Annotated in this window: 21 protein-coding genes and 1 pseudogene; 10 read left to right on the forward strand and 12 right to left on the reverse strand. The window is 35.7% G+C overall.

What is annotated here, in order from left to right:
* Positions 1-623: 623 nt before the first annotated feature.
* The 3 genes and pseudogenes from CN288_RS30140 to CN288_RS00375 form a co-directional block, all read left to right on the forward strand.
* Positions 624-710 (forward strand): annotated as a pseudogene (locus tag CN288_RS30140) (IS6 family transposase); the annotation flags it as partial.
* A gap of 250 nt (positions 711-960) precedes the next feature.
* The gene (locus CN288_RS00370) at positions 961-2,163 is read left to right on the forward strand and encodes an LCP family protein (protein ID WP_098301660.1); all 1,203 of its coding nucleotides are present in this window, start codon (positions 961-963) and stop codon (positions 2,161-2,163) included.
* Between the two features lie 229 nt (positions 2,164-2,392).
* Entirely contained in the window at positions 2,393-2,833 is a 441-nt protein-coding gene (locus CN288_RS00375; protein WP_098301661.1) for a hypothetical protein, read from the forward strand.
* A gap of 64 nt (positions 2,834-2,897) precedes the next feature.
* Here the strand turns inward: CN288_RS00375 and CN288_RS00380 are convergent, their stop codons facing one another.
* From CN288_RS00380 to CN288_RS00420, 9 genes are all read right to left on the reverse strand, one after another.
* Positions 2,898-3,377, reverse strand: a complete 480-nt coding sequence (locus CN288_RS00380) for a DsrE/DsrF/DrsH-like family protein (RefSeq protein ID WP_098301662.1) — start codon at positions 3,375-3,377, stop codon at positions 2,898-2,900.
* Between the two features lie 90 nt (positions 3,378-3,467).
* Positions 3,468-3,764: a rhodanese-like domain-containing protein gene (locus CN288_RS00385; RefSeq protein WP_098301663.1), complete on the reverse strand. Its 297-nt coding sequence runs from the start codon at positions 3,762-3,764 to the stop codon at positions 3,468-3,470.
* Positions 3,765-3,778: 14 nt separating this feature from the next.
* Positions 3,779-4,147, reverse strand: coding sequence for a rhodanese-like domain-containing protein (locus tag CN288_RS00390; protein ID WP_098301664.1), 369 nt, complete (start codon positions 4,145-4,147; stop codon positions 3,779-3,781).
* 55 nt (positions 4,148-4,202) lie between these two features.
* The gene (locus CN288_RS00395) at positions 4,203-4,430 is read right to left on the reverse strand and encodes a sulfurtransferase TusA family protein (protein WP_098301665.1); all 228 of its coding nucleotides are present in this window, start codon (positions 4,428-4,430) and stop codon (positions 4,203-4,205) included.
* A gap of 228 nt (positions 4,431-4,658) precedes the next feature.
* The gene (locus CN288_RS00400) at positions 4,659-4,922 is read right to left on the reverse strand and encodes a metal-sensitive transcriptional regulator (RefSeq protein WP_026592798.1); all 264 of its coding nucleotides are present in this window, start codon (positions 4,920-4,922) and stop codon (positions 4,659-4,661) included.
* A 158-nt stretch (positions 4,923-5,080) separates the two neighbouring features.
* Positions 5,081-6,754, reverse strand: a complete 1,674-nt coding sequence (gene cdr / locus CN288_RS00405) for a CoA-disulfide reductase (protein WP_098301666.1) — start codon at positions 6,752-6,754, stop codon at positions 5,081-5,083.
* Between the two features lie 345 nt (positions 6,755-7,099).
* Positions 7,100-7,516, reverse strand: coding sequence for a hypothetical protein (locus CN288_RS00410; RefSeq protein ID WP_098301667.1), 417 nt, complete (start codon positions 7,514-7,516; stop codon positions 7,100-7,102).
* A 177-nt stretch (positions 7,517-7,693) separates the two neighbouring features.
* Positions 7,694-9,109, reverse strand: a complete 1,416-nt coding sequence (gene spoVR / locus CN288_RS00415) for a stage V sporulation protein SpoVR (protein ID WP_026592800.1) — start codon at positions 9,107-9,109, stop codon at positions 7,694-7,696.
* A 204-nt stretch (positions 9,110-9,313) separates the two neighbouring features.
* Entirely contained in the window at positions 9,314-9,874 is a 561-nt protein-coding gene (locus CN288_RS00420; RefSeq protein ID WP_098301668.1) for a nitroreductase family protein, read from the reverse strand.
* A gap of 246 nt (positions 9,875-10,120) precedes the next feature.
* On the opposite strand from CN288_RS00420, the gene CN288_RS00425 reads away from it, so the two are divergent.
* Positions 10,121-10,717 (forward strand): hypothetical protein, encoded by a 597-nt coding sequence (locus CN288_RS00425; protein ID WP_090694574.1) that lies wholly within the window; start codon positions 10,121-10,123, stop codon positions 10,715-10,717.
* A 36-nt stretch (positions 10,718-10,753) separates the two neighbouring features.
* Here the strand turns inward: CN288_RS00425 and CN288_RS00430 are convergent, their stop codons facing one another.
* From CN288_RS00430 to CN288_RS00440, 3 genes are all read right to left on the reverse strand, one after another.
* Complete coding sequence (locus tag CN288_RS00430) at positions 10,754-11,683, reverse strand: proline racemase family protein (RefSeq protein WP_026592803.1); 930 nt, start codon at positions 11,681-11,683, stop codon at positions 10,754-10,756.
* A gap of 85 nt (positions 11,684-11,768) precedes the next feature.
* Positions 11,769-12,791 (reverse strand): proline racemase family protein, encoded by a 1,023-nt coding sequence (locus CN288_RS00435; RefSeq protein ID WP_098301669.1) that lies wholly within the window; start codon positions 12,789-12,791, stop codon positions 11,769-11,771.
* Positions 12,788-13,963 carry an NAD(P)/FAD-dependent oxidoreductase gene (locus CN288_RS00440; RefSeq protein WP_098301685.1) on the reverse strand — a complete coding sequence of 392 codons (1,176 nt, stop codon included), beginning with the start codon at positions 13,961-13,963 and terminating at the stop codon, positions 12,788-12,790. The genes CN288_RS00435 and CN288_RS00440 overlap by 4 nt, the downstream gene beginning before the upstream one ends.
* A 390-nt stretch (positions 13,964-14,353) precedes the next feature.
* Here CN288_RS00440 and CN288_RS00445 point away from each other — a divergent pair, with 390 nt between their 5' ends.
* The 6 genes from CN288_RS00445 to CN288_RS00470 all read left to right on the forward strand — a co-directional run bounded on the left by CN288_RS00445 (position 14,354) and on the right by CN288_RS00470 (position 20,872).
* Complete coding sequence (locus CN288_RS00445; protein WP_141527911.1) at positions 14,354-16,051, forward strand: sigma-54 interaction domain-containing protein; 1,698 nt, start codon at positions 14,354-14,356, stop codon at positions 16,049-16,051.
* 248 nt (positions 16,052-16,299) lie between these two features.
* The gene (locus CN288_RS00450; RefSeq protein ID WP_026592807.1) at positions 16,300-16,560 is read left to right on the forward strand and encodes a (2Fe-2S)-binding protein; all 261 of its coding nucleotides are present in this window, start codon (positions 16,300-16,302) and stop codon (positions 16,558-16,560) included.
* On the forward strand, positions 16,557-16,889 hold the full coding sequence (locus CN288_RS00455; RefSeq protein WP_026592808.1) for a (2Fe-2S)-binding protein: 333 nt from the start codon (positions 16,557-16,559) through the stop codon (positions 16,887-16,889). The genes CN288_RS00450 and CN288_RS00455 overlap by 4 nt, the downstream gene beginning before the upstream one ends.
* Positions 16,886-18,088, forward strand: coding sequence for an NAD(P)/FAD-dependent oxidoreductase (locus tag CN288_RS00460; RefSeq protein WP_090694556.1), 1,203 nt, complete (start codon positions 16,886-16,888; stop codon positions 18,086-18,088). Before CN288_RS00455 ends, CN288_RS00460 begins: the two co-directional genes overlap by 4 nt.
* Positions 18,089-18,275: 187 nt before the next feature.
* Positions 18,276-19,793: a spore germination protein gene (locus tag CN288_RS00465; RefSeq protein WP_098301670.1), complete on the forward strand. Its 1,518-nt coding sequence runs from the start codon at positions 18,276-18,278 to the stop codon at positions 19,791-19,793.
* Positions 19,790-20,872 carry a Ger(x)C family spore germination protein gene (locus CN288_RS00470; protein WP_098301671.1) on the forward strand — a complete coding sequence of 361 codons (1,083 nt, stop codon included), beginning with the start codon at positions 19,790-19,792 and terminating at the stop codon, positions 20,870-20,872. The genes CN288_RS00465 and CN288_RS00470 overlap by 4 nt, the downstream gene beginning before the upstream one ends.
* Positions 20,873-20,875 lie beyond the last annotated feature (3 nt).

Here is a 20,875-nt window from a genome sequence, read left to right on the forward strand (position 1 = left end):
CTTTTTTGATAATAATTTCATAATATCTCTCCCAGTTTTGTCGACAAGAGCCCTACAAGATTACAAAAGATGAAATTATACTGTACATTGCTTATACTTTCACCTCGGAATAAAATAAGATTATTTTTGCTTTGTAGAGACTTAAAATTCCATTTTTACAAATGCGACACTTTTTTGATTCTAAATTATTACCAAACCTAATAAACTGAGTATTCAAAAAATTATTTTTAGCATAGTGTTACTTGAAACTTTATTGCACTTTTATTAGTACACCCCTCTCCTCTCCTTAGTGGTCATACCAATTACACCTTTATTAAAACATTAAATTTTTAATGCGTAAATAGTAGAATTTTGTCGACTATATTCAATAATTTAGTTGTTGAATATTAATGCGAGTGGAAATATTATACTTATAAAATTATTTTTCAGTATTATTTAAGTAATTACAATAGTTACAACTTGATATATCCCATTGAAAAATAACCATTTTAATTTTCAAACAACATTTAATTATTGTTTAATATAATTTAATCACACTCTGCATATTAATCCCCCTTATTTAGATATGCAAAATTACATATCCAAATAAAGGCTTAAATAAGATGTGCTCTTATAAATAGCTAGCTGTAGAGAAAGAAAGGCGAAATCTTCAAATAGACTCCGCCTTTTCGACGTACAATCAACTTCAACAATTACTAGCCTCTTTCTAAACATTTCTCTTCATTTATCAACCTGTTTATACTTTTTTCAAACTTTGCAACAAAACCTTTCAACAAATCTTACTTCTCTATTGCTTATTCTCCTAAAATTTGGTGCGTAACCCAAAAAAATCTGACTTTTCGCAAAATAAATCGAATTTTTGTGAAATGTAAATGATTTGTAATGTTCTTTTCCACCAAATTTCATTATAATTAGGTGATATGAGTGTCGTATTTTAATCCAAATGAAGGAGTATATGAAATGGATCAAATCCCATCTTGGCAAAAAAATATACGAAATAATACGAAAAAAGGAAGGAAAAAAACAAAAATCGTTATAAGTGCTCTTTTAGTATTTTTAATAATAGGAGGCAGTTATACTTGGTTTTTAGTAAATAAAGCATCCTCTGCTGTTCGAAATGCTGCTCACGGTTTAGCACGGGGGGATAAATCAGATTTACGTGATAAAGCAGTGAAACCTATTTCTAATAATGTATCTGTATTAATCATGGGCGTTGATGAAAGCGATACACGTGGCAAAGAATACGGTGCTGCTATCAGAACAGATGCAATGTTACTTGCAACTTTTAATAAAGATAGTAAAACTGTAAAACTTTTGAGTATTCCACGAGACACATATACTTATATCCCAATAGAAAAGAAAATGGATAAAATTACACATGCACATGCATATGGTTCTGCTAAAAACGGGAAAAATGGTGGCCCGCAGGCTAGTATTGATGCAGTAGAAAAATTACTCAATGTTCCTGTTGATTACTTTGTAAAATTCAACTTTAAATCATTTATAAAAATTGTGGATGATTTAGGTGGTATTGAAGTAGATGTTCCTGTTGAATTTACTGAACAAGATAGTAACGATAACGCAGGTGCAATCCACTTGAAAAAAGGCGTTCAAAAATTAAACGGTGAAGAAGCTCTTGCTCTTGCAAGAACACGTCATATTGATAGTGATGCAATGCGTGGTCAACGCCAACAGCTTGTTATTGAAGCCATTCTGAAAAAGCTAGCAAGCGTTGATTCTGTAACAAAAGTAGGTGATATTATTGATCACATTGATGGACAATTTGTTACAAACTTAACATTTGATGATATGTTATCATTCTATAAATACGGTGTAGATTCTTCAATTGAAAATTTACAGATTAATGGTAAAGATTGTTATATGTCAGCTGGTGATAAAGAATGTGGTCGCGCAAGTGACGGTGGTACGTATTATTATGTTCCCGTAGAAGAAGATTTAGACAATTTAACAAAACAACTTCGTACTCATCTTGGACTATCTGAGTATAAGAAGGTTGATTCTGATAATAAAGAAGACAAGAAAAAAACAAACTCTGAGAAAACAAAAGATACAAATAACGATAGCGATAATCACCAAAATTCTACTACCAAAAAAAATAACAATAACGATGGAGATACAGAAACAACATCGAATGAGAATTAATAAAAAACCCAGCTCCATGAAGGTAGAGCTGGGTTTTTTATACTTTTAATTCCGCTATAAGATGTGACTTCTATCCGTGAGATATTCTTTGTTTTTCCAAATCAGATGGTTCCTGTCTGTTCATACACAATAACATTTTAAAAATTCTAACTTTTCATCTATCAATTTCCATATCTTTAAATTATAATAAAGGATAGGTGTATATTCCAATTAACAGGAGGTAAAACATATGAAAGCTGCGGTAAAACATAACGTTTCAGACTTTAAAGATTATCTAAAATCCAATGAAATATATATGGAAGAAAACATAGATGAAAATGATGGCTCTGTATTTTTTTCAGTGAACTTAGATACAGAGAGTGGCGCAAAAGTTCGGCTTATTGCTGCCTTTAATAGCGAGCATCCTACAGTCGATATATATTGCTTCAATGTCGCTCAAGTTCATGATTCAACTAAAAAAAGCGAATTATTGCATGTAATCAACGAACTAAATACAGCATATCGATTCGCAAAATTCACAATTAGTAACAGCGATTCTATCGACATTTCGACTTCCCTTGTATTTACAGAACCATACTTTAATCCTGCCCTTGTATTTGAACATACAAGACTATTATATAAAGCTGCAGATGATGAATATGAAAGATTAATGAAAGTTATTTGGGCTTAATCAATGAACGCCACTAGTTCTCCAATGGCGTTCATCGTTTTTTCTTAAGGAATCTATTTACTTATCAAATAAATAGATTCACATTTCCATCAGAAGCATCTGCTAAATAAGCTGCCACACCAGCAAACTCGGCATCTTCCATGATCTCTTCTTCTTTTAACCCTAATAAATCAACTGTCATTTGACAGGCTACAAGCTTAATACCTTGTTCTTTTGCCATATCAATTAAGTCTGGAAGTGGCATAGCGTTATGCTTTTTCATAACATGCTTAATCATTTTAGGACCCATCCCCGCAAAGTTCATTTTGGATAATCCCATCTTATCTGCACCTTGAGGCATCATCTTTCCAAACATTTTCTCCAAAAAGTTTTTCTTTACCTTCACATGTCCATCTTTCCGAAGTGCATTTAGCCCCCAAAACGTATGAAAAATCGTCACTTCCTGATCATATGCCACTGCACCATTCGCAATAATATATGCCGCCATCGCCTTATCGTAATCTCCACTAAACAAAACGATCGTTGTTTTCTTCTTATTCTCCATGTTAACTCTCCACCTCCATATACCTATATAGGTATTACAAAAAATATACGAAACCCTTTATTTATAAAAAACACTGCCTTGTATACAGTATTATTCTGTTTTACCTTTCCACTCTAACATGCCACCAGTTATATTTATAACCTTAAAACCATTGCTTTCTAAAAACTGAGCAGCTCGTGAGCTTCTCCCTCCAGAGAGACATACCATAATATATTCTTTGTTTTTATCTAATTCATGCATACGAAATTCCAATAAACCTAGTGGAATATGAAGAGTTCCTGGAATTTTCCCTTCCTTTACCTCTTCTACTTCACGAACATCGATTATATTTAATACTTCGTGGTTCATCAATTTATTTTCTAATTCTTTTGCTGTCATTTCTTTCATTTTTTATTTCCTCCTTAATTCCAAGCATTCATACCACCTGAGACATTCGTAATATGTTGAAAGCCTAATTTTCTTAGCATTTTTGCTGCTTGTTTACTTCTCATTCCACTTTGACAAATAACAATTACTTCTTTGTTTTTATCTAAATGACTCGCTTTTTGTGCGAACTCATTTAAGGGGATATTTTGGAATCCTTGAATGTGATTCCCCCTAAATTCACCTTGTGTGCGAACATCAATCAATTGTTTGTTCTTTTTATGAAGTAAACCTCTTAGCTCTTTCCCACTTATATTTTTAACACCCTTAACCGGTAAAAAGCGAGAAATGATAAACGAAGCAACAAGTATAGTTAAAATGATATTGAATACTGTATTTGCCCCCATACACACTCTCCTCCAATCTTTCTCTATACGATTCGTATCCGTAGAACAGTCACTTTTACGCTTTTTTAATCCAGAATTTTAGTACACCGTTTTCTTCCGTATGATCTAGTACTTCATGCCCACCTGTTTTTGACCACGCTGGAATATCCTTTATCGCGCCTTTATCTGTTAAGTGAATCTCTAGTACTTCTCCAGATTGTAAAGCTTCCATAGCTTTTTTTGTTCTTACGATTGGCATTGGGCATGCTAAGCCTTTCACATCTAATACTTGTTTTGCATTCATATTCTATACCTCCATCTTTTTCTTCTATTTTTCAATCCATATCATTTGCTTTACTACGAACATCTACATGAATATAACTTTCTCAGCACATCTATTGTTTGTAATGATAAGTCAATCGCTACCTTACCCCCTATGGTATATTTTCGCTTAAAAAAATTTAATACCTTATATACCTATAGGGGTATGAAGTGATGTTTTAAAAATCTGTCAACACATTCGTTTGACAGATTATCTACTTTTCACAAGTAATTGTACAGCCTCTTTAATCAAATCTTCATTTGATGTATCGCCTTTTTCAAATTGGTCTCGCAAACATTTCTCCAAGTTTGTCCCGACAATTAATCCGATTGCGCGATCCATAGCAGAACGTGACGCTGTTAATTGTGTAATTACCTCTTTACAATCCTTCTCTTCCTCAATCATTCGAAGAACACCACGAATTTGTCCTTCAATTCGCTTCAGCCTATTTTTAATATCTTGATTATATTCCAATGCCCGATCACCTCAATACTTTGTAAAATATGCTTTATTGAAAGAAATACTTACTGTAGTAAGATTTTGATTTGCATTTACAAACCATCTTATACCCTAAAGGGTATTTTGTAAAGCACTATTTTAGTTAGCTTTATCATAATGAATAGGGATTTACTTTAAACCTCTTTATAGACAATCTGGTCTGGCAAAGCAGTCGCATACAATTTAAAACCACCATCTACATTTTTCACCTTATATCCTTTTTCCATTAACATACGTGCAGCAACATAGCCCCTCATACCGAGCTGACATGTAATATATATTTCTTCATTTACTGGAATTTCATCCAATCTTTCACGCAATTCGTCTAATGGAATATTAACCGATCCCTTAATCATTCCTTGTTTCAACTCATTTGGTTCACGAACGTCAATCAAATATCCACCGTTTTGGACAATATGGTCAATCTCATGCCATTGCACAGTATCTACAAGCCCTTCGATTATATTACTTGCAGCATACCCCACCATGTTTACTGGATCTTTTGCAGAAGAATACGGCGGTGCGTATGCTAATTCTAAATCTGGTAAATCCATTACCTTTAGTTTCGCTTTCATTGCCGTTGCAATGACATCAATTCGTTTATCTACACCGTCACGTCCAACAGCTTGTGCACCATAAATTTCGCCTGACTCTTTATTAAAAATTAATTTTAATAAAATAGGATATGCATTCGGATAATAACCCGCATGAGAATTTGCCTGTACATGTGCTACCTCATAGGGTATATTTAAATGCTGCAATACCTTTTCATTTACTCCTGTTGAAGCAACTGTCAATTCAAATACTTTTGCAATTGATGTTCCCATCGTTCCTTTGTATACCGATTCTGTATGCCCATGAATGATATCCGCTAATAGACGACCTTGTCGATTTGCTGGCCATGCTAACGGAATCATTGTTTCTGTTTCCGTTACAAAATCTTTTACCTCAATCGCATCACCAATCGCATAAATAGACGAATCCGAAGTTTGTAGTTTTTCATTTACTTTAATTGTTCCTCTTACTCCAAGTGCTAATCCTGCTTCTTTTGCCAAACTACTCTCTGGCTGAACACCGATAGAAAGAATAATCATATCTGTATTGATTTTTGAACCACTTTTTAAACGAACAACTTTACCATCTTCTTCAAAAGCCTCTACTCCATCCTTCAAAATGAGCTGAACGCCATGCTTCTCCATGTGTTCATGTACATATGCTGCCATTTCATAATCGATTGGTGGCATTACTTGATTATTCATCACAACAAGCGTCACATCTATTCCTTTTTCTCTCAAGTTTTCTGCCATTTCAACCCCAATAAATCCTCCACCAATAACAGTCGCATGGCGTGGTTTCTCCTCATCAATATACCCTTTAATGCGATCTGTATCTGGTACATTCCGTAATGTAAACAACGCCTTTGCGGTTTCAATTCCTGAAATAGGTGGCACAATTGGCTTAGATCCTGGTGAAAGAATTAAAACATCATAAGATTCTTCGTATGTTTCATTTGTCATTACATTTTTCACAATAATTGTTTTTTCTTGTTTATTAATTTTTATCACTTCACTTGATACACGTATATCTAAATGAAATCGCTTTGACATCTTCTCAACTGTTTGCACTAACAACTTCTGTCTCTCTTGAATCACACCGCCAATGTAATACGGCAATCCGCAGTTCGCAAACGAAATATATTCGCCTCGCTCAAACATAATAATTTCATCCTCTTCACTTAAACGACGAAGACGCGCTGCTACTGATGCTCCGCCGGCAACTCCACCGACTACGACGATTTTTTTACTCATATTTCCCTAACCTCCACAACTATTTTTTCTTACTGCTACAGATATATACAAAATTAAAATTACACATACCCGTATAGGTATATAATAACCGTGAAAAAATATAATGACAATATATAAAGCTCGAACTTTATACTTGTTCACTAAATTGAAACATACTTGGTATGAAAAAAGCCGCTGATTTATTCCAGCGACTTTACACATATTTCTATCATGAGAACATACTACGCTTGCTTTCAACTTGGCAAATTCAATTGCTTCAGCAGACGTTACATTCATTTCACCAAGTATGCGTTGATGCCAGAACGTAGTCTAACCTTTGTATTGCTAAGGTACTATTAATTTTATTTATCTTTTCAAATTCTCTTCTAACTTATCACCGATCTTTTGTTGCTCTTCCATCCAGTTTAATATTATTTCTTTTTGTTCTTTTTTAATTTCCCCTCGTGTATATCTATACTGTGTCAACTCTTCAAACCATATTAAGAGTAATTTTCTTAATTCTATTGTTTCAATTTCACACTGTAATGGATGATCTTCATCATCAGGGTATAGCTCTTCTATTACTGTTTTATATCGATCCATCTCAATGTCTGTTGCATTATAACTACATTGAAATTTTTCTTTTTTTCCATTAAGCACAGAATCCAATTCTCTAATTGTATCCTTAACAGAGCCGATAGACGGTTGTACATCACTTCCAAGAAACAAAGAAATTAATTCACTATTTTTTGATTCTTGTTCATTTTCAAATTCTAATCTCACCAACTATTTTCCCCTTACTACCTTCCGCCCCTTCATAATAAAATCCTACTGCTTTTCTCTTTTTCTATACATCCTTTAACATTTAACTATTCTTATTAAACAAAGGATTATATCTTCTTCCCTTTTTTATTTGTAAATCATATCCATAAAAAAAGAAGCTACTGTTAAACAGTAACTTCACACATACTTCCGATGCACCATCTTCCCATCATAGGAAAAGACAACACCTTTATTCTCTACATTAGATTCCATATGCACCGTTCTTCCCCATAACTGATGAATGTATGGTAATACTTTCTCTAAATATTTTAAATCAAGCTCAATTCCTTCATAACAATGTTTAATGTACAATTCACCGTTCTTTAAATAATCTCCATCTTCCACCACTAAATATGGGAATCCACCATTTGTCCTCATATTAACGAGCTGATCACGAACGTGTTCCCACTCTTTATCAATTATTTTATATTCTTTTCCTTGGCGCTGAAATAAGTACATATCTTCTCTCATTACAAGCTCTTTATTTAAATAGTTTCTAAGGAACGATACGTCCCATTCAATTTCTCGCACTTCAAAGATTTTGTCACGGCCCGATCCTGGCTTCACACCGCGCCTTTTCATCTCTTCAGTTGGGTTATTATAACGTTCTTCAATATCTTCAAACACCTTTATACCGAGGTAATATGGATTAATACTTGTTTTGGACGGCTGAACGACTCCTGCATTTAACTTCGCAAATTCGATTGCTTCATCGGATGTTAAGTCCATTTCACGAAGGATGCGTTGATGCCAGTACGAAGCCCAGCCTTCGTTCATGATTTTCGTTTCTAATTGCGGCCAGAAATATAACATTTCTTCTCGCATCATCGTTAAAATATCGCGTTGCCACTCATCTAGTTCTCTACTATATTGCTCAATAAATAGAAGTAGATCTTTCTCTGGTTGCGGCGGGATTTTCTTTTTCTTCCGTATATTCGAACGTTCTCTTTTTTTATTTCTATCATCTAAATCCCACAAGTCATCGTACTGAGATACTCGTTTCTTTTCTTCTTCCTCTTCTAAATCATCAATACTCCAAGCAAGCTTCGGCCGCATAAGCGATGGATCAATATGTTCTTGAATAGCCAAAACAGCATCTAAAAATTCTTCTACTTCTGCTTTTCCATATTTATGTTCATACGCTTTAACTCGTTCTGCTGTCGCTGCCATGCTTTCAACCATATCACGCTTCGTGTTTGAGAAACGAATATTATTTTTAAAGAAATCACAGTGTGCTAATACGTGTGCTACAATCAATTTATTTTGAATCAATGAATTGGTATCAAGTAAAAACGCATAACATGGGTCAGAGTTGATGACAAGTTCATATATTTTACTAAGTCCCAAATCGTAATGCAGCTTCATTTTGAAGAACTGTTTTCCAAAACTCCAATGTGAAAACCGAGTCGGCATTCCATATGCACCAAATGTATAAATAATTTCTGCTGGACATACTTCATAGCGCATCGGATAAAAATCCAGTCCAAACCCAGTTGCAATTTCAGTAATTTCGGCAATTGCATATTGTAGTGCTTTATCATCACTAGCTCTCATTATTTTCCCTCCTTACACTTTCCCTTAAGACAGTGTATGAGAGGAAACAAGCTTTCATGAGAAATGATGAAAAATAGATACTCTGTTATTCTCTTTTATCAGTAATCTTCATCATAAGATTACTAAGATATAAAAAACTCCAAAAAACAAAAAAGCTGAACACAAACTTTAAATCATTTGCATCCAGCTTCTCATCTTCAGCTATTACCCTTCAATAACTTCCATCTTCTTCGTAATCGGCGTACGCTCTTTTCCTTCTGGTTTCTTATCGAAATAACCAATATGAAGGATTCCAACAATACGTTGTCCTTTTGTTAATCCAATTCCTTCTATAAATAAAGGATTATAATTCAATCCACCTGATTTCCAAACACAACCTAGTCCACGTTCCCAAGCTAATAACTGGAAGTTCTGCATAAATGCACACACTGCCGCGTAGTCTTCATCACGTTGCACTTGACGTGGATCTTCATCCATATATACAACGATTTGAGCTGGTGTACTTAGAAAACGATCGGATAAAATTTTACCTCTTTTTGCTCGTTCTTCTTCTGTGAAAGAATGTAATACAGCATCTACTAATGTTTTACGACCTTCTCCAATAAATAATTTACATTTCCATGGCTCACGATGCTGATGGTTTGGTGCCCACGTTGCGTCATTTAATAATTCAATTAACAATTCTTTTTCTACTGCTTTATCTGTAAATGTACGAATGGTTCGTCTTTCTTTAATGATATTTGCAATGGAAGTATATGTGATCATATGTTTCTCTCCCTTATTTTCATCTATATGTATACACCTTATAATTGATATTGATTTTCAATTTCGATTATAACGCAGTTTTCTACCATTAATCAATGTTTTGTGTTGTGAAACTAACAAAAATTTTTTTTATTACATCGCGAAAAAAACTTGCAATGTTCACAAGTTCTTCACAACTTCTCCACAACTTCGGGAAACTCTATAGATACAGTTTTCCATTTTATTCAATTAGGAGGAATCAATGGTATGTACAGAAAATTAATAGCAAGCATTTTAGCAACAGGACTTTTATGTGGAATGGCAGTCTTCCCTGCTTCTGCGGCCTCACAAAAAGAATTCACGGCGCATCATCATAAACTAATCTCAGATGAACAAATACAATCTTTAGAAAAACTAGGTTATAAAAAACATGAAATTTGGAAGGCTGCACACATTGCGAAAATAAGTAAAAAAGATATCAATGATGTTTTATCGTACTATAAACAAACTAAATCTTGGAAAGAAACGGCGAAACATTTCGGTGTGGATCCAAAGAAAATGCATAAACATCATATGAGTAAAGAAATGAAAGAAGCTTTATTGCAAAAAGTAGCTGAAATGCAAAAATCAACACCAGAACAAATGAAGAAAATAATGGAAGATAACCATATTCACCTGCATCATCTCGCAGTTTTAACCATCATTGCACAAAAAAGTAATACGCCGTTTAATGATGTATTAAAAATGAAAAAAGATGGTATGCATGTCAAACAAATCGCCGAAAAATTAAATGTGAAGAAAGAAGATGTAAGAGCCGAAATGATGAAATTAATGCAGTCTGTAAAAGAAAAAAAGACAAACTAAACATAGAGAAAAGGAAGAGACAACTCTTCCTTTTCTTTATGAACCTACAATAATAAAGCCGTCCGCTAGCGGATCAGATGGGTCTAATAAAAATTGATGCATTCCCGTAATAAAGACCCTCCCTGTAATTTGTACCGTCATTTCATTTTGTGTGTATTTCATCAGTTTTGCTTCATATGTTCCGCCTGTAATATTTTCATGCTGGACACTTTCTCCTTCTTGTAACATACCTTCCTCTCTAAAAAGTGCCAAACATGCACATGTTGCCCTAACATATGGAGAACGGCTTACAAGTCCATTCTTCTTCTGCACCATCGTTTTGAATCGTTTCTCCTCAATCTGCTTGGCATCTATTAAAATACTACTACATTCGGACGATAATGAGGTTCTTGTCGTATGTGCCCAGCTCTTTAATTCTATGAATTCATCCATGTCTAATTTGACACCTAAATGCTTTGTATGGCTGATTACATAAGATTCATTTGGTCCAAATGAAATGGCCGACTGAGAGGCATTATATTGAAGTTCGTAGTGACAATCTTTCTGTAATGAAACAGCGTGTATCTCTCCATCTTCTATACAGATTTTCACAGGAAAAATTCCATCGATTGTTTCCACCGCTACTACATCATTTTTCATTTGCACATTTCCCATTTCAACCATAACGCCAGCAGCTATCATCACAAACTCTTCTGTACTAGAAATAAATTCATTTGCATCCATAAACAACGCCGCAAAATCTGCTTTTTCTGAACAAGGTGGTACAATCATACAACCGTTCATTGCTGCATGACCACGTGGTTCTTGCATGATAATTCTTCGAAATGCTTGATAGTTTTCAACTAGTTCTTTTTGTTTCTCTTGTAAAGTATGTCCCTTTAATAGAGGTACGCCGTTCATAATTAGGCGCAGTGGCTCTCCAGCTATATGTGCATCAACTGTTGTAATTGCTTTTACGAACTTCATACAATCTCCCCTTACCAATTTATAAAAACGTCTTCCATCTCTCTTGTTATTTAACTCATATAAACATAACTACTCTAACTCAGAATCAATGCCCTTCCATTGGTGGAATGAGAATAAATCCATCTTTCAGAATATCTTCCTCATGATATAAAAACTGGTGCATTCCCATAATCCATGCTGATCCAGTAATTTCTGTAATCACAGCTTCTATGTCCCCTATATTTGTTGTTCTAACAATTTTCCCTTTAAATAGCGAACCGACAATACTTTCGTGTACAAATAATTCCTCCAGATCAATTTCACGGTAGGCATACAATGTAGCCAGTTTGGCTGATGTTCCCGTACCACATGGCGAACGATCAATCCCTCCCGGTGGTACAATCACTGTATTTTTCACATCCGCATGTTCGTCCGTTGGATCACAGAAAAATTCAACGTGCGTCACTCCTTCGATAAAAGAAAATTCCGGATGTGAAATGGGTACCGCTGCATTAATGGCATCACGAATCCGAATAGCTGTTTCTATAATTTGCGCAGAATTTTCCGTTGTTAGCTCCACGCCTAATTTTCTAGCGTCTGTAATCGCATAAAAATTACCACCATAGGCAATATCACATTGTACATTCCCTATATTTTCTATATGTACTTCCACAGACTTTAATAAAAAAGCAGGCACGTTACAAAATGTTACTTCTTTTGCTTTTCCATTTTCTACATACACTTTTGTTGCAACAAGCCCCGCTGGTGTATCTAATTTAATATAGGTATACGGTTCTTCCACCTCAACCATACCGGTTTCAATTAAAGCGGTACAAACGCCAATTGTATCGTGACCACACATTGGTAAGTACCCGCCTGTTTCTATATAAATAACACCAACATCAGCTTCTGGGTCACACGGTTCTGTTAATAAAGCACCAGACATTACATCATGACCGCGTGGCTCAAACATAAGAAATGTACGAATCCAATCATACTTTTCTTTCATAAATAACATCTTTTCTGACATTGTATTCCCTTCTAGCTTTGGAAGGCCATTTATGACTGTCCTTGTTGGATTCCCTCCCGTATGCGTATCAACTGTCGTAAACACTTTTTTTACGTTCACACTCGTTCCATCCTTTCTTGAAATCGATTGTGGCTTAGTGATTCAATCGGTACGGTTGTCTCTTGTCCCTCAATCATTTCTGCAATAAGCTTTCCTGTAATGGCCGCCAAACTAATCCCATCACCTTCATGACCGGCGGCAATATAAAATCCTGGTACTTCTTCGACATGAGAAATGATTGGCAAATGATCTGCCGTCCACGGACGCAAACCTGCATATGTTCGAATAAGTAACATATCAGCCATCTTCGGATAAAAACGAATCGCTCGGTTTGCAATACACTTTATAACGCTTGTATCCACCTTCGTTTGAAAACCAACGAACTGCCTGCTACTTCCAATTAAGAAATTTTGACTTTCTGTCGGTTCAAATACGAGAGCAACTCCATATTTTTCTGTTTCCTCATCCACATGACGTGTGCCGCCAAACTTACTAATTAAATAGCCAAACTCCATTACTTTTCTCGTTCCCACTGGCTCTTGTCTTGAAGCAACAATAATATGACCTTTTCTCGGCTGAATTGGAATTTTCACATCCAACATCTCGCCAATAACAGGTGACCATACTCCTGCTGCATTTACGACTTTATTCGCTGTAAATGTCCCCTTATTTGTTTCAACAATAAACGCACCCATTATATCTTTTTGAATACTGGTTACTTCTGTATGAAGATACACATCTGTTCCTTGCCTTTTCGCTTCATCAAGCAAAGAAAATGATAATAAATATGGATTAACAGTCGAATCTGTTGCGCATTCTAATCCACCCAGTAAATCATCTGCAAAATACGGTGACTCCTGCCGAATATCTTGTCTGTCTAACATCCGAAATGGTAAACCCGCATCTTTTTGCCGCTTTACCCATTTTTCCGCAGCGATCATCTCTTCTTCACTTTCACATACGAGAATGCTGCCTGGTGCTCGGTATTCAAAAAAGTGACGCAATTCTTTCGCTAGTTGATCAACAAGCTTTTGACTTTCAAGAGACATTTGGCTATCAAACCCGGGATCTTTATCAATTGCCAAAATGTTTCCATCACATCTCGATGATGTACCGCTCGCTAATTCTCCTCTTTCTAATAACGTTACTTCTCTCCCGCATTTTGAAACGTAATAAGCAATTGCACTCCCAATAATACCTCCGCCAATGATAAGAACATCACAATGCTTTATCATAAACTCCCTCTTTTCTATTTATAAAGTGGAACTGATGGCTCACGCTTCTCTCTAAATTTTGAAATAATCTCTTACTACTACCGAATATCGAGATAAGCTTCTAACAAATTTTTTTTGCTAGATTATCACTTTTTCATGTTCACATTTTCTTTTACTTGCAATTAAAATGCCAACTTAACGTGCAACTGTAATTCCCAAGGATTTTTTCTCTCATCCCACCCTTTATCTTTACCATACTGAGAAACGAGATGCTCATTATTACCACATAGCCAACATGAAATTATTGAACTTTTCCGACAAAACATTTTACATTTCCTTTAAAAATGTGTAAAAATAATGAAATAGTGTATAAAAAACTTACAGTCAATCCAATAAGGAGGCATTAGCATGACAATCGAGCTCTCTTCTATAGACCAACTTATGAATAAAGATTTTCTCTTCTTTTCATCATTAGAAGAGTTACAACAAAGTAATCATACAAATCATGAAGATACAACCGTTCTAGTCAAAAGAAACAATGATCTATACATGCTTACTGCTTGTGGTACATATCAACCTTGTTATACAACTTCCTACTATCCTTCTATTTCACATATATTAAAGAAACTTAAAGACTATCATGCCGTTGTTTTTACGAATGCTTCCCATAAACCAATTGGTTTTATTACAGCTGTTATGCTAGCTGAAACAATCTTTCATTCTTATGAATATTTACAAGCTTATTTCGAAACTGTTATCAAAACAACAGATGCATCCGTCACTGTCATTGACGAGAACGAGAACGTCAATGTATGGACAAACGGGGCAGAAGCGATCTTTTCTGTAAGACGACAAGACATTTTAGGAAAACCCATCACATCATTTTTTCATGAAGATATGCTAGAAATATTAAAAACTCTACAAGAAGGTCGATCACTACATAAACACCAACATCAACCAAGAGAAGATTTAATTGTACTGATTAACTCTAATCCCATTTACTTGCGTAATGAAATTATTGGAGCTGTTGTATCCGAAACAGACATTACGAGCCAAGTTCGACTTAATCAAGAGCTTTTCTCCGTTTCTACAAAAATGCATCAATTAGAAAAACAAGTTGCTAAATTAACACCGCCAGTTGATCCTTTTCATGCTATTAAAGGAAGCAGCTCCGCACTGCAACAAACAATTGAAATTACGAAAAAGGTATGTACAACAAAATCAACTGTTCTCATTTTAGGGGAAAGCGGCGTTGGGAAAGAGTTATTCGCAAAAGCAATTCATGAAGCACGTGAAAGTGACAAAGCACCATTTGTATCTATTAACTGCGGCGCGATTCCTGAGTCATTATTTGAAAGTGAACTTTTTGGCTATGAAAAAGGAGCTTTTTCCGGAGCTGATCAGAAAGGAAAAAAAGGAAAAATTGAGTTAGCAAAAGGCGGAACATTGTTTTTAGATGAAATTGGTGAAATGCCGATGGAAATGCAAGTAAAACTGCTTCGTGTTTTGCAGGATAAAACGTTTTACCGCGTAGGTGGGGTAAAAGAATTGCATGCCGATTTTAATATTATTGCTGCTACGAATCGAAACTTAAAAGAACAAATTGCGAAAGGAAAATTTCGGGAAGATTTATTTTATCGTTTAAATGTGGTAAGCGTTGATATACCTCCACTTCGCGAACGAAAAGAAGATATTGTGGAGCTAATTCATTCTTTCTTATATGAATTTTCTATTCAATATAATCGTCCAATTCAAAGTATACCGCAAGATGTTATGTATGAATTGCTAGAACATAAATGGCCTGGAAACATTCGCGAGCTACGCAATGCCATTGAACGTCTCGTTGTGTTTGCGACAGATGGGATCATAAAACGAGAAGACCTTCCCTTCTCTCCAAAAATACAACAAGAACAACCACCTGCCCCTCTTAGAATAAATATAACGGAAGGCGAATTACTTGATGACTCTTTAAACAAATATGAACGGAATATCATTCAGCATGCACTGGAATTAGAAAGTGGCAATAAACTCGCATGTGCGAAACGTCTTGGAATTACACGAGCTACCTTATATAATCGCATGAAAAAATTACATATCCCGTTTTAATCCTTCTCTCTATAAATACAAATTGAAAAACAATATAGCACCTTTCCTTTTGGGTGAGAAGAGAGCACCCGCCATGCACAGAAGCGGTCAGTCCCTCTTCCTGCCCCATGCCAAGTAGAAATAAGTGAAGAGCCCATTTTATTTGTATAGCAGCGACTTATATGCCTGCAAATCAAAATGGATATATAGATTGGCATGTATTTTGCATATAAATTAGCAAACAACCAATCTAACAAGGGGGCTTTGTCATGAACATTGCAAACGATTTTGTCATTTGTCGCTGTGAAGAAGTAACATACAAAGAGCTACTTCATACAGCGAACACATACAACTGTTCTACACGAGAATTGAAGCTACGTACCCGAGCAGGCATGGGATTTTGTGGGGGCCGAACATGCAGATGTGCACTAGAAAGTTTTATATCATCACAGGAGCAAAACCGTCAGCCATTAAAGCATCAGCCACCAGTTCGTCCCGTTACCTTTGACTTGTTAGGTGATAGATCATGAGTAATCGTATCATTCACCACCCAATTCTCGGTAACTTATCAGACAGCAAAACCGTCTCTTTTACATTTAACGGAACGAAGTGCGAAGGAATAGCTGGCGAAACAGTCGCTGCTTCCCTATTCGCTAATAACATTCGAACGTTTCGTGTTCATGAAGAAACAGGAGCACCACGCTCTATTTATTGTAATATTGGCCATTGCTTTGAGTGCCGCGTCACAATAAATGGCAAGCAAAATGTGCGTGCCTGCATGACTGTAGTTGAAGATCAAATGGTTGTACAAAGCGGCTTGCAACAACCTACTCCTTTAAAAAAGGAGGATCACAAATGATTGATGTCATCATTATCGGCGCTGGTCCTGCGGGATTATGTGCAGCCATCGCCTGCAAAACATATGGATTATCTGTTAGAGTTTTTGACGAATTTATAAAACCTGGTGGTCGCCTTCTTGGCCAACTTCATCAAGAACCAAACGGAACATGGTGGAATGGTATAGAAGAAACAAAGAAATTACAAAAACAGTTGCAGGATTTAGCACTCCCTATTGAATGTGGTGTAACCGTACATGATTTAGAACAAAATGGAAATGAATGGGCTGTTCATACGAATATCGGTACCTTCCAAACAAAGCATGTTCTTCTTGCAACAGGAGCAGCTGAGTTCCCAACGCCGCTTCCCGGCTGGACCTTGCCTGGTGTTATGTCCATTGGAGCTGCACAAGTTATGACGAATGTACATCGCGTCAAAGTCGGCAATAAAGGAATGATTATTGGAGCAAATATATTATCATTTGCAATTATGCATGAATTACAGCTTGCTGGGCTAGAAATTGACAGCGTCGTTTTACCGCCTAAGCATACAGTAACAAAACAAAGCGCACAGCCGCTTCACGTTTTAAACTCTCTACTTCATGTTGCTCATATCGCTCCCTCGCCTTTATTAAAAATTGGGAGCCGTTTTATGAAACATCCTGCGATGCGGAAATTAGCCATTCAATTTTATCCAAAGCGTGGAATGAAAATTTGGAACACACCGCTTCATTTGCGAAAGGCTGCTATTGAAATCATTGGTGATAAACAAGTAGAAGCTGTGAAAATTGCTACTATCACGCCAGATGGGGAGATTATTCCTGGAACAGAAGAAATACATGCTGTTGATTTTGTCTGTATTGCTGGCGGTCTCTATCCACTAGCAGAATTAGCAGCTGTCGCTGGATGTCCGTTTCATTACATTGAAGAACTTGGCGGGCATGTTCCACTTCATAATGAGAAAATGGCTACACAGCTTCCTGGCTTATATGTTGCTGGTAATATTACAGGAATTGAAAGCGCGAAAGTTGCGATGGCACAAGGAACTGTTGCTGGAACTGCCATTGCAAAAGAACTACAACCATCTCATTCACATCTTGATTCCTTATTACAGCACGCGATTCAAGATGTGAAAAGAACACGTGAAAATGCAACAATCCAATTTCACCCTCATATTTCTAAAGGCCGCGAGCAACTGCTTGCACTTTCTCAAGAAATATGAGGAATCACTTATACCCCTGTTCCAAAATAAAAATTATCCTTTAACTTTTATAAACAAATATCAAAAAGCTGTTCAAAAGATACACAGTGTCTAACTTTTGGACAGCTTTTTTATGTTTCCTGCATAAAATTTTGTCTTCCCCAAAAACTAATAAGAGCATTCCATATAAGGGAAAGGAGTGAAAAACATGTTTGGCTTACCAAGAAAAAATTCTATAGCTAAAAACAAAAAAACGAGCTGTACCATTCCAGAATTTATTCATACGATGAAGGAATCTACTGATTTTGTTTCTTACAACATTACAGAAAACGATACACTATGCCTTTTTTATTATAAATCTGTCGTAGAAGCAGTCATAATTAAACAATTTATTTTAACACCTATCAAAGACCAATTAGAACAGATTCAAGGTATCACTGACTTAACTAACATCGTCCCCATTGAAGACATTGTTATCTCGCCTTCCATTGACGATATTCGTGAAAAGCTATTGGATGGATATGTACTCGTTAAACTACAAAATATATCACAAACAGTACAATATGCTCTAGTTCGAGCAGAAAGTACTGTTCTTGGTAAGCGTTTATATAATGATACAGAAAATGAATATAGCGTAATTGGTCCAAAAGTTGGTTTCGTGGAGAATATTGACACGAACCTACATTTATTACGTCGTGTTATTGTAACAGAGCAACTAGTTTTTAAAGAAGTTGTTGTAGGATCTATATCCAAAACAACAATTGTAGTGGCCTATATAGAAGGAATCACAAACGAACAATTTATTAATACTGCTACACAACGTCTAAAGGATATTGATTTCGACGTCCCCTTCGACGCAACAATGATTGAACAATTTATTAGCGATAATAGCAATTCACCTTTTCCACTACTCTTACCAACAGAGAGAGTTGATCGAGCTGTATTTGCTTTAATCAATGGTGAAGTATTAATTTTAACAGATGGTTCTCCCTATGCATTAGCTGGACCGACAACACTATTAGATTTTTTCATTTCACCAGAGGATTACTATTTGCCATGGACGATCGGCACATTCTTTAGGTTGATTCGCTTTTTTGGGGCTATATTTTCTCTATTTTCCTCAGCAATCTATACAGCTGTATTAACATTTCATTATCAGATGATTCCAGCAGATTTGCTTGGACCCATTATTTTTTCTAGAGCAAATGTACCCTTTCCTCCAATCCTAGAAGCACTTTTTTTAGAAATTACAATTGAATTATTGCGCGAAGCTGGCGCCCGCTTACCTACAAAAGTTGGGCAAACAATCGGTATTGTTGGTGGAATTGTAATCGGACAAGCTTCTGTTGAGGCAGCTTTAACAAGTACAATCCTATTAATCGCTGTGGCTTTATCTGCACTTGCTTCTTTCACGACACCAACTGTAAAAATGTCTACTACCATTCGTTTACTCCGATTCCCACTCATCCTTTTAGCGGGTGCCTTCGGAGGACTTGGTCTTATTGTGGGATTTGTTTTTATATTGGTACATCTACTACATTTAAAATCACTTGGATCACCTTATTTATTACCTTTATATCCATATCGTGGTTTCGGTTCAGCGGAAGGTTTCATTCGCTGGCCATTTAGTCAGACGGCCCAGCGCCCTTCTTTTCTGCGACCAAAAGCAAATTGGCGCTATAACCCAAACAAAGCAAAACAAAAACGTGATGGTGAGGAAACATGAGAAACGTTCTATTTTTATTAGTAATTGTTGGTTTATGCTCCCAATTTGGTTGCACGCAAACATCCATAGTAGATACGCAAAGAATCATTCACGTCGCTGGATTCGATATAGCAAAAGATAAAAAAATTCAAGGTACTATCTTATATCCTGACTACACGCTTGGCGTAAAAACAAAACCAAAAACTCAGTCAACCACTGCAAGATCCCTTGAAACGATTGCTTCTCATTTAGATGCAAAATCACCTCACAATGTTGTTTTAGGACAAATGCGTGTCATATTATTTGGAAAGCCTATTGGTTCATATGGAATTGGTGAAATCATCAGTAATTTACAACGTGATCCTAATATTGGGCGAGATGTACAATTAGCACTTGTAGATGGTTCAGTCGAAGAACTTCTAAAATATGTCGCACCAAACGGTTCATTGTATCTAGTTGACTTACTTGAACAAAATATACGGAATGAAAATATCCCTCGGACAGCTTTGAATATTTTTTTATATGATTATTATTCATCTGTATGCGATCCATTTCTTCCTTACATTCAAATCGCTGATGATCACGCGGTTTCCGTAAAAGGTCTTGCTTTTTTAAAAGGAGACAAAGTGGTGATGTATACCGATAAACAAGACTCTTTTTTAGTAAAGTTGCTCCTGAATCCGACTAAAAATGGTCGTTATGAAGCACAAATAAAAAAAGATAATCATGAAGGTCTTGTCGTAACACAAAATTTATCAGGAAAAAGTGTCTATCACGTTGATCAAACAGGTAATATTCCTAAAGTAACAATCCGTTTAAAATTAAATGGATTAATAAAAAATGCCCCTAGTTGGATTGATTTAACAAAAAAGGGGAATATAAAATATGTCAAAAATCAAGTAGAACAAAAGATTAAAAATCAGTCTCAAAAATTGATTCAACAATTTCAGCATAAAAAAATAGATCCTTTAGGGATACGCGACCAAATTAGAAGTCGATCAAGAAAATGGAGCATACAACAAATTCAAGCAATGTATCCATCTATAGATATTAATATTGACGTCGATGTTAATGTTGTACAATCTGGTATCGGAGAATAGTGA

Source organism: Bacillus sp. AFS023182, assembly GCF_002560575.1.
Classification (GTDB): Bacteria; Bacillota; Bacilli; order Bacillales; family Bacillaceae_G; genus Bacillus_A; species Bacillus_A arachidis.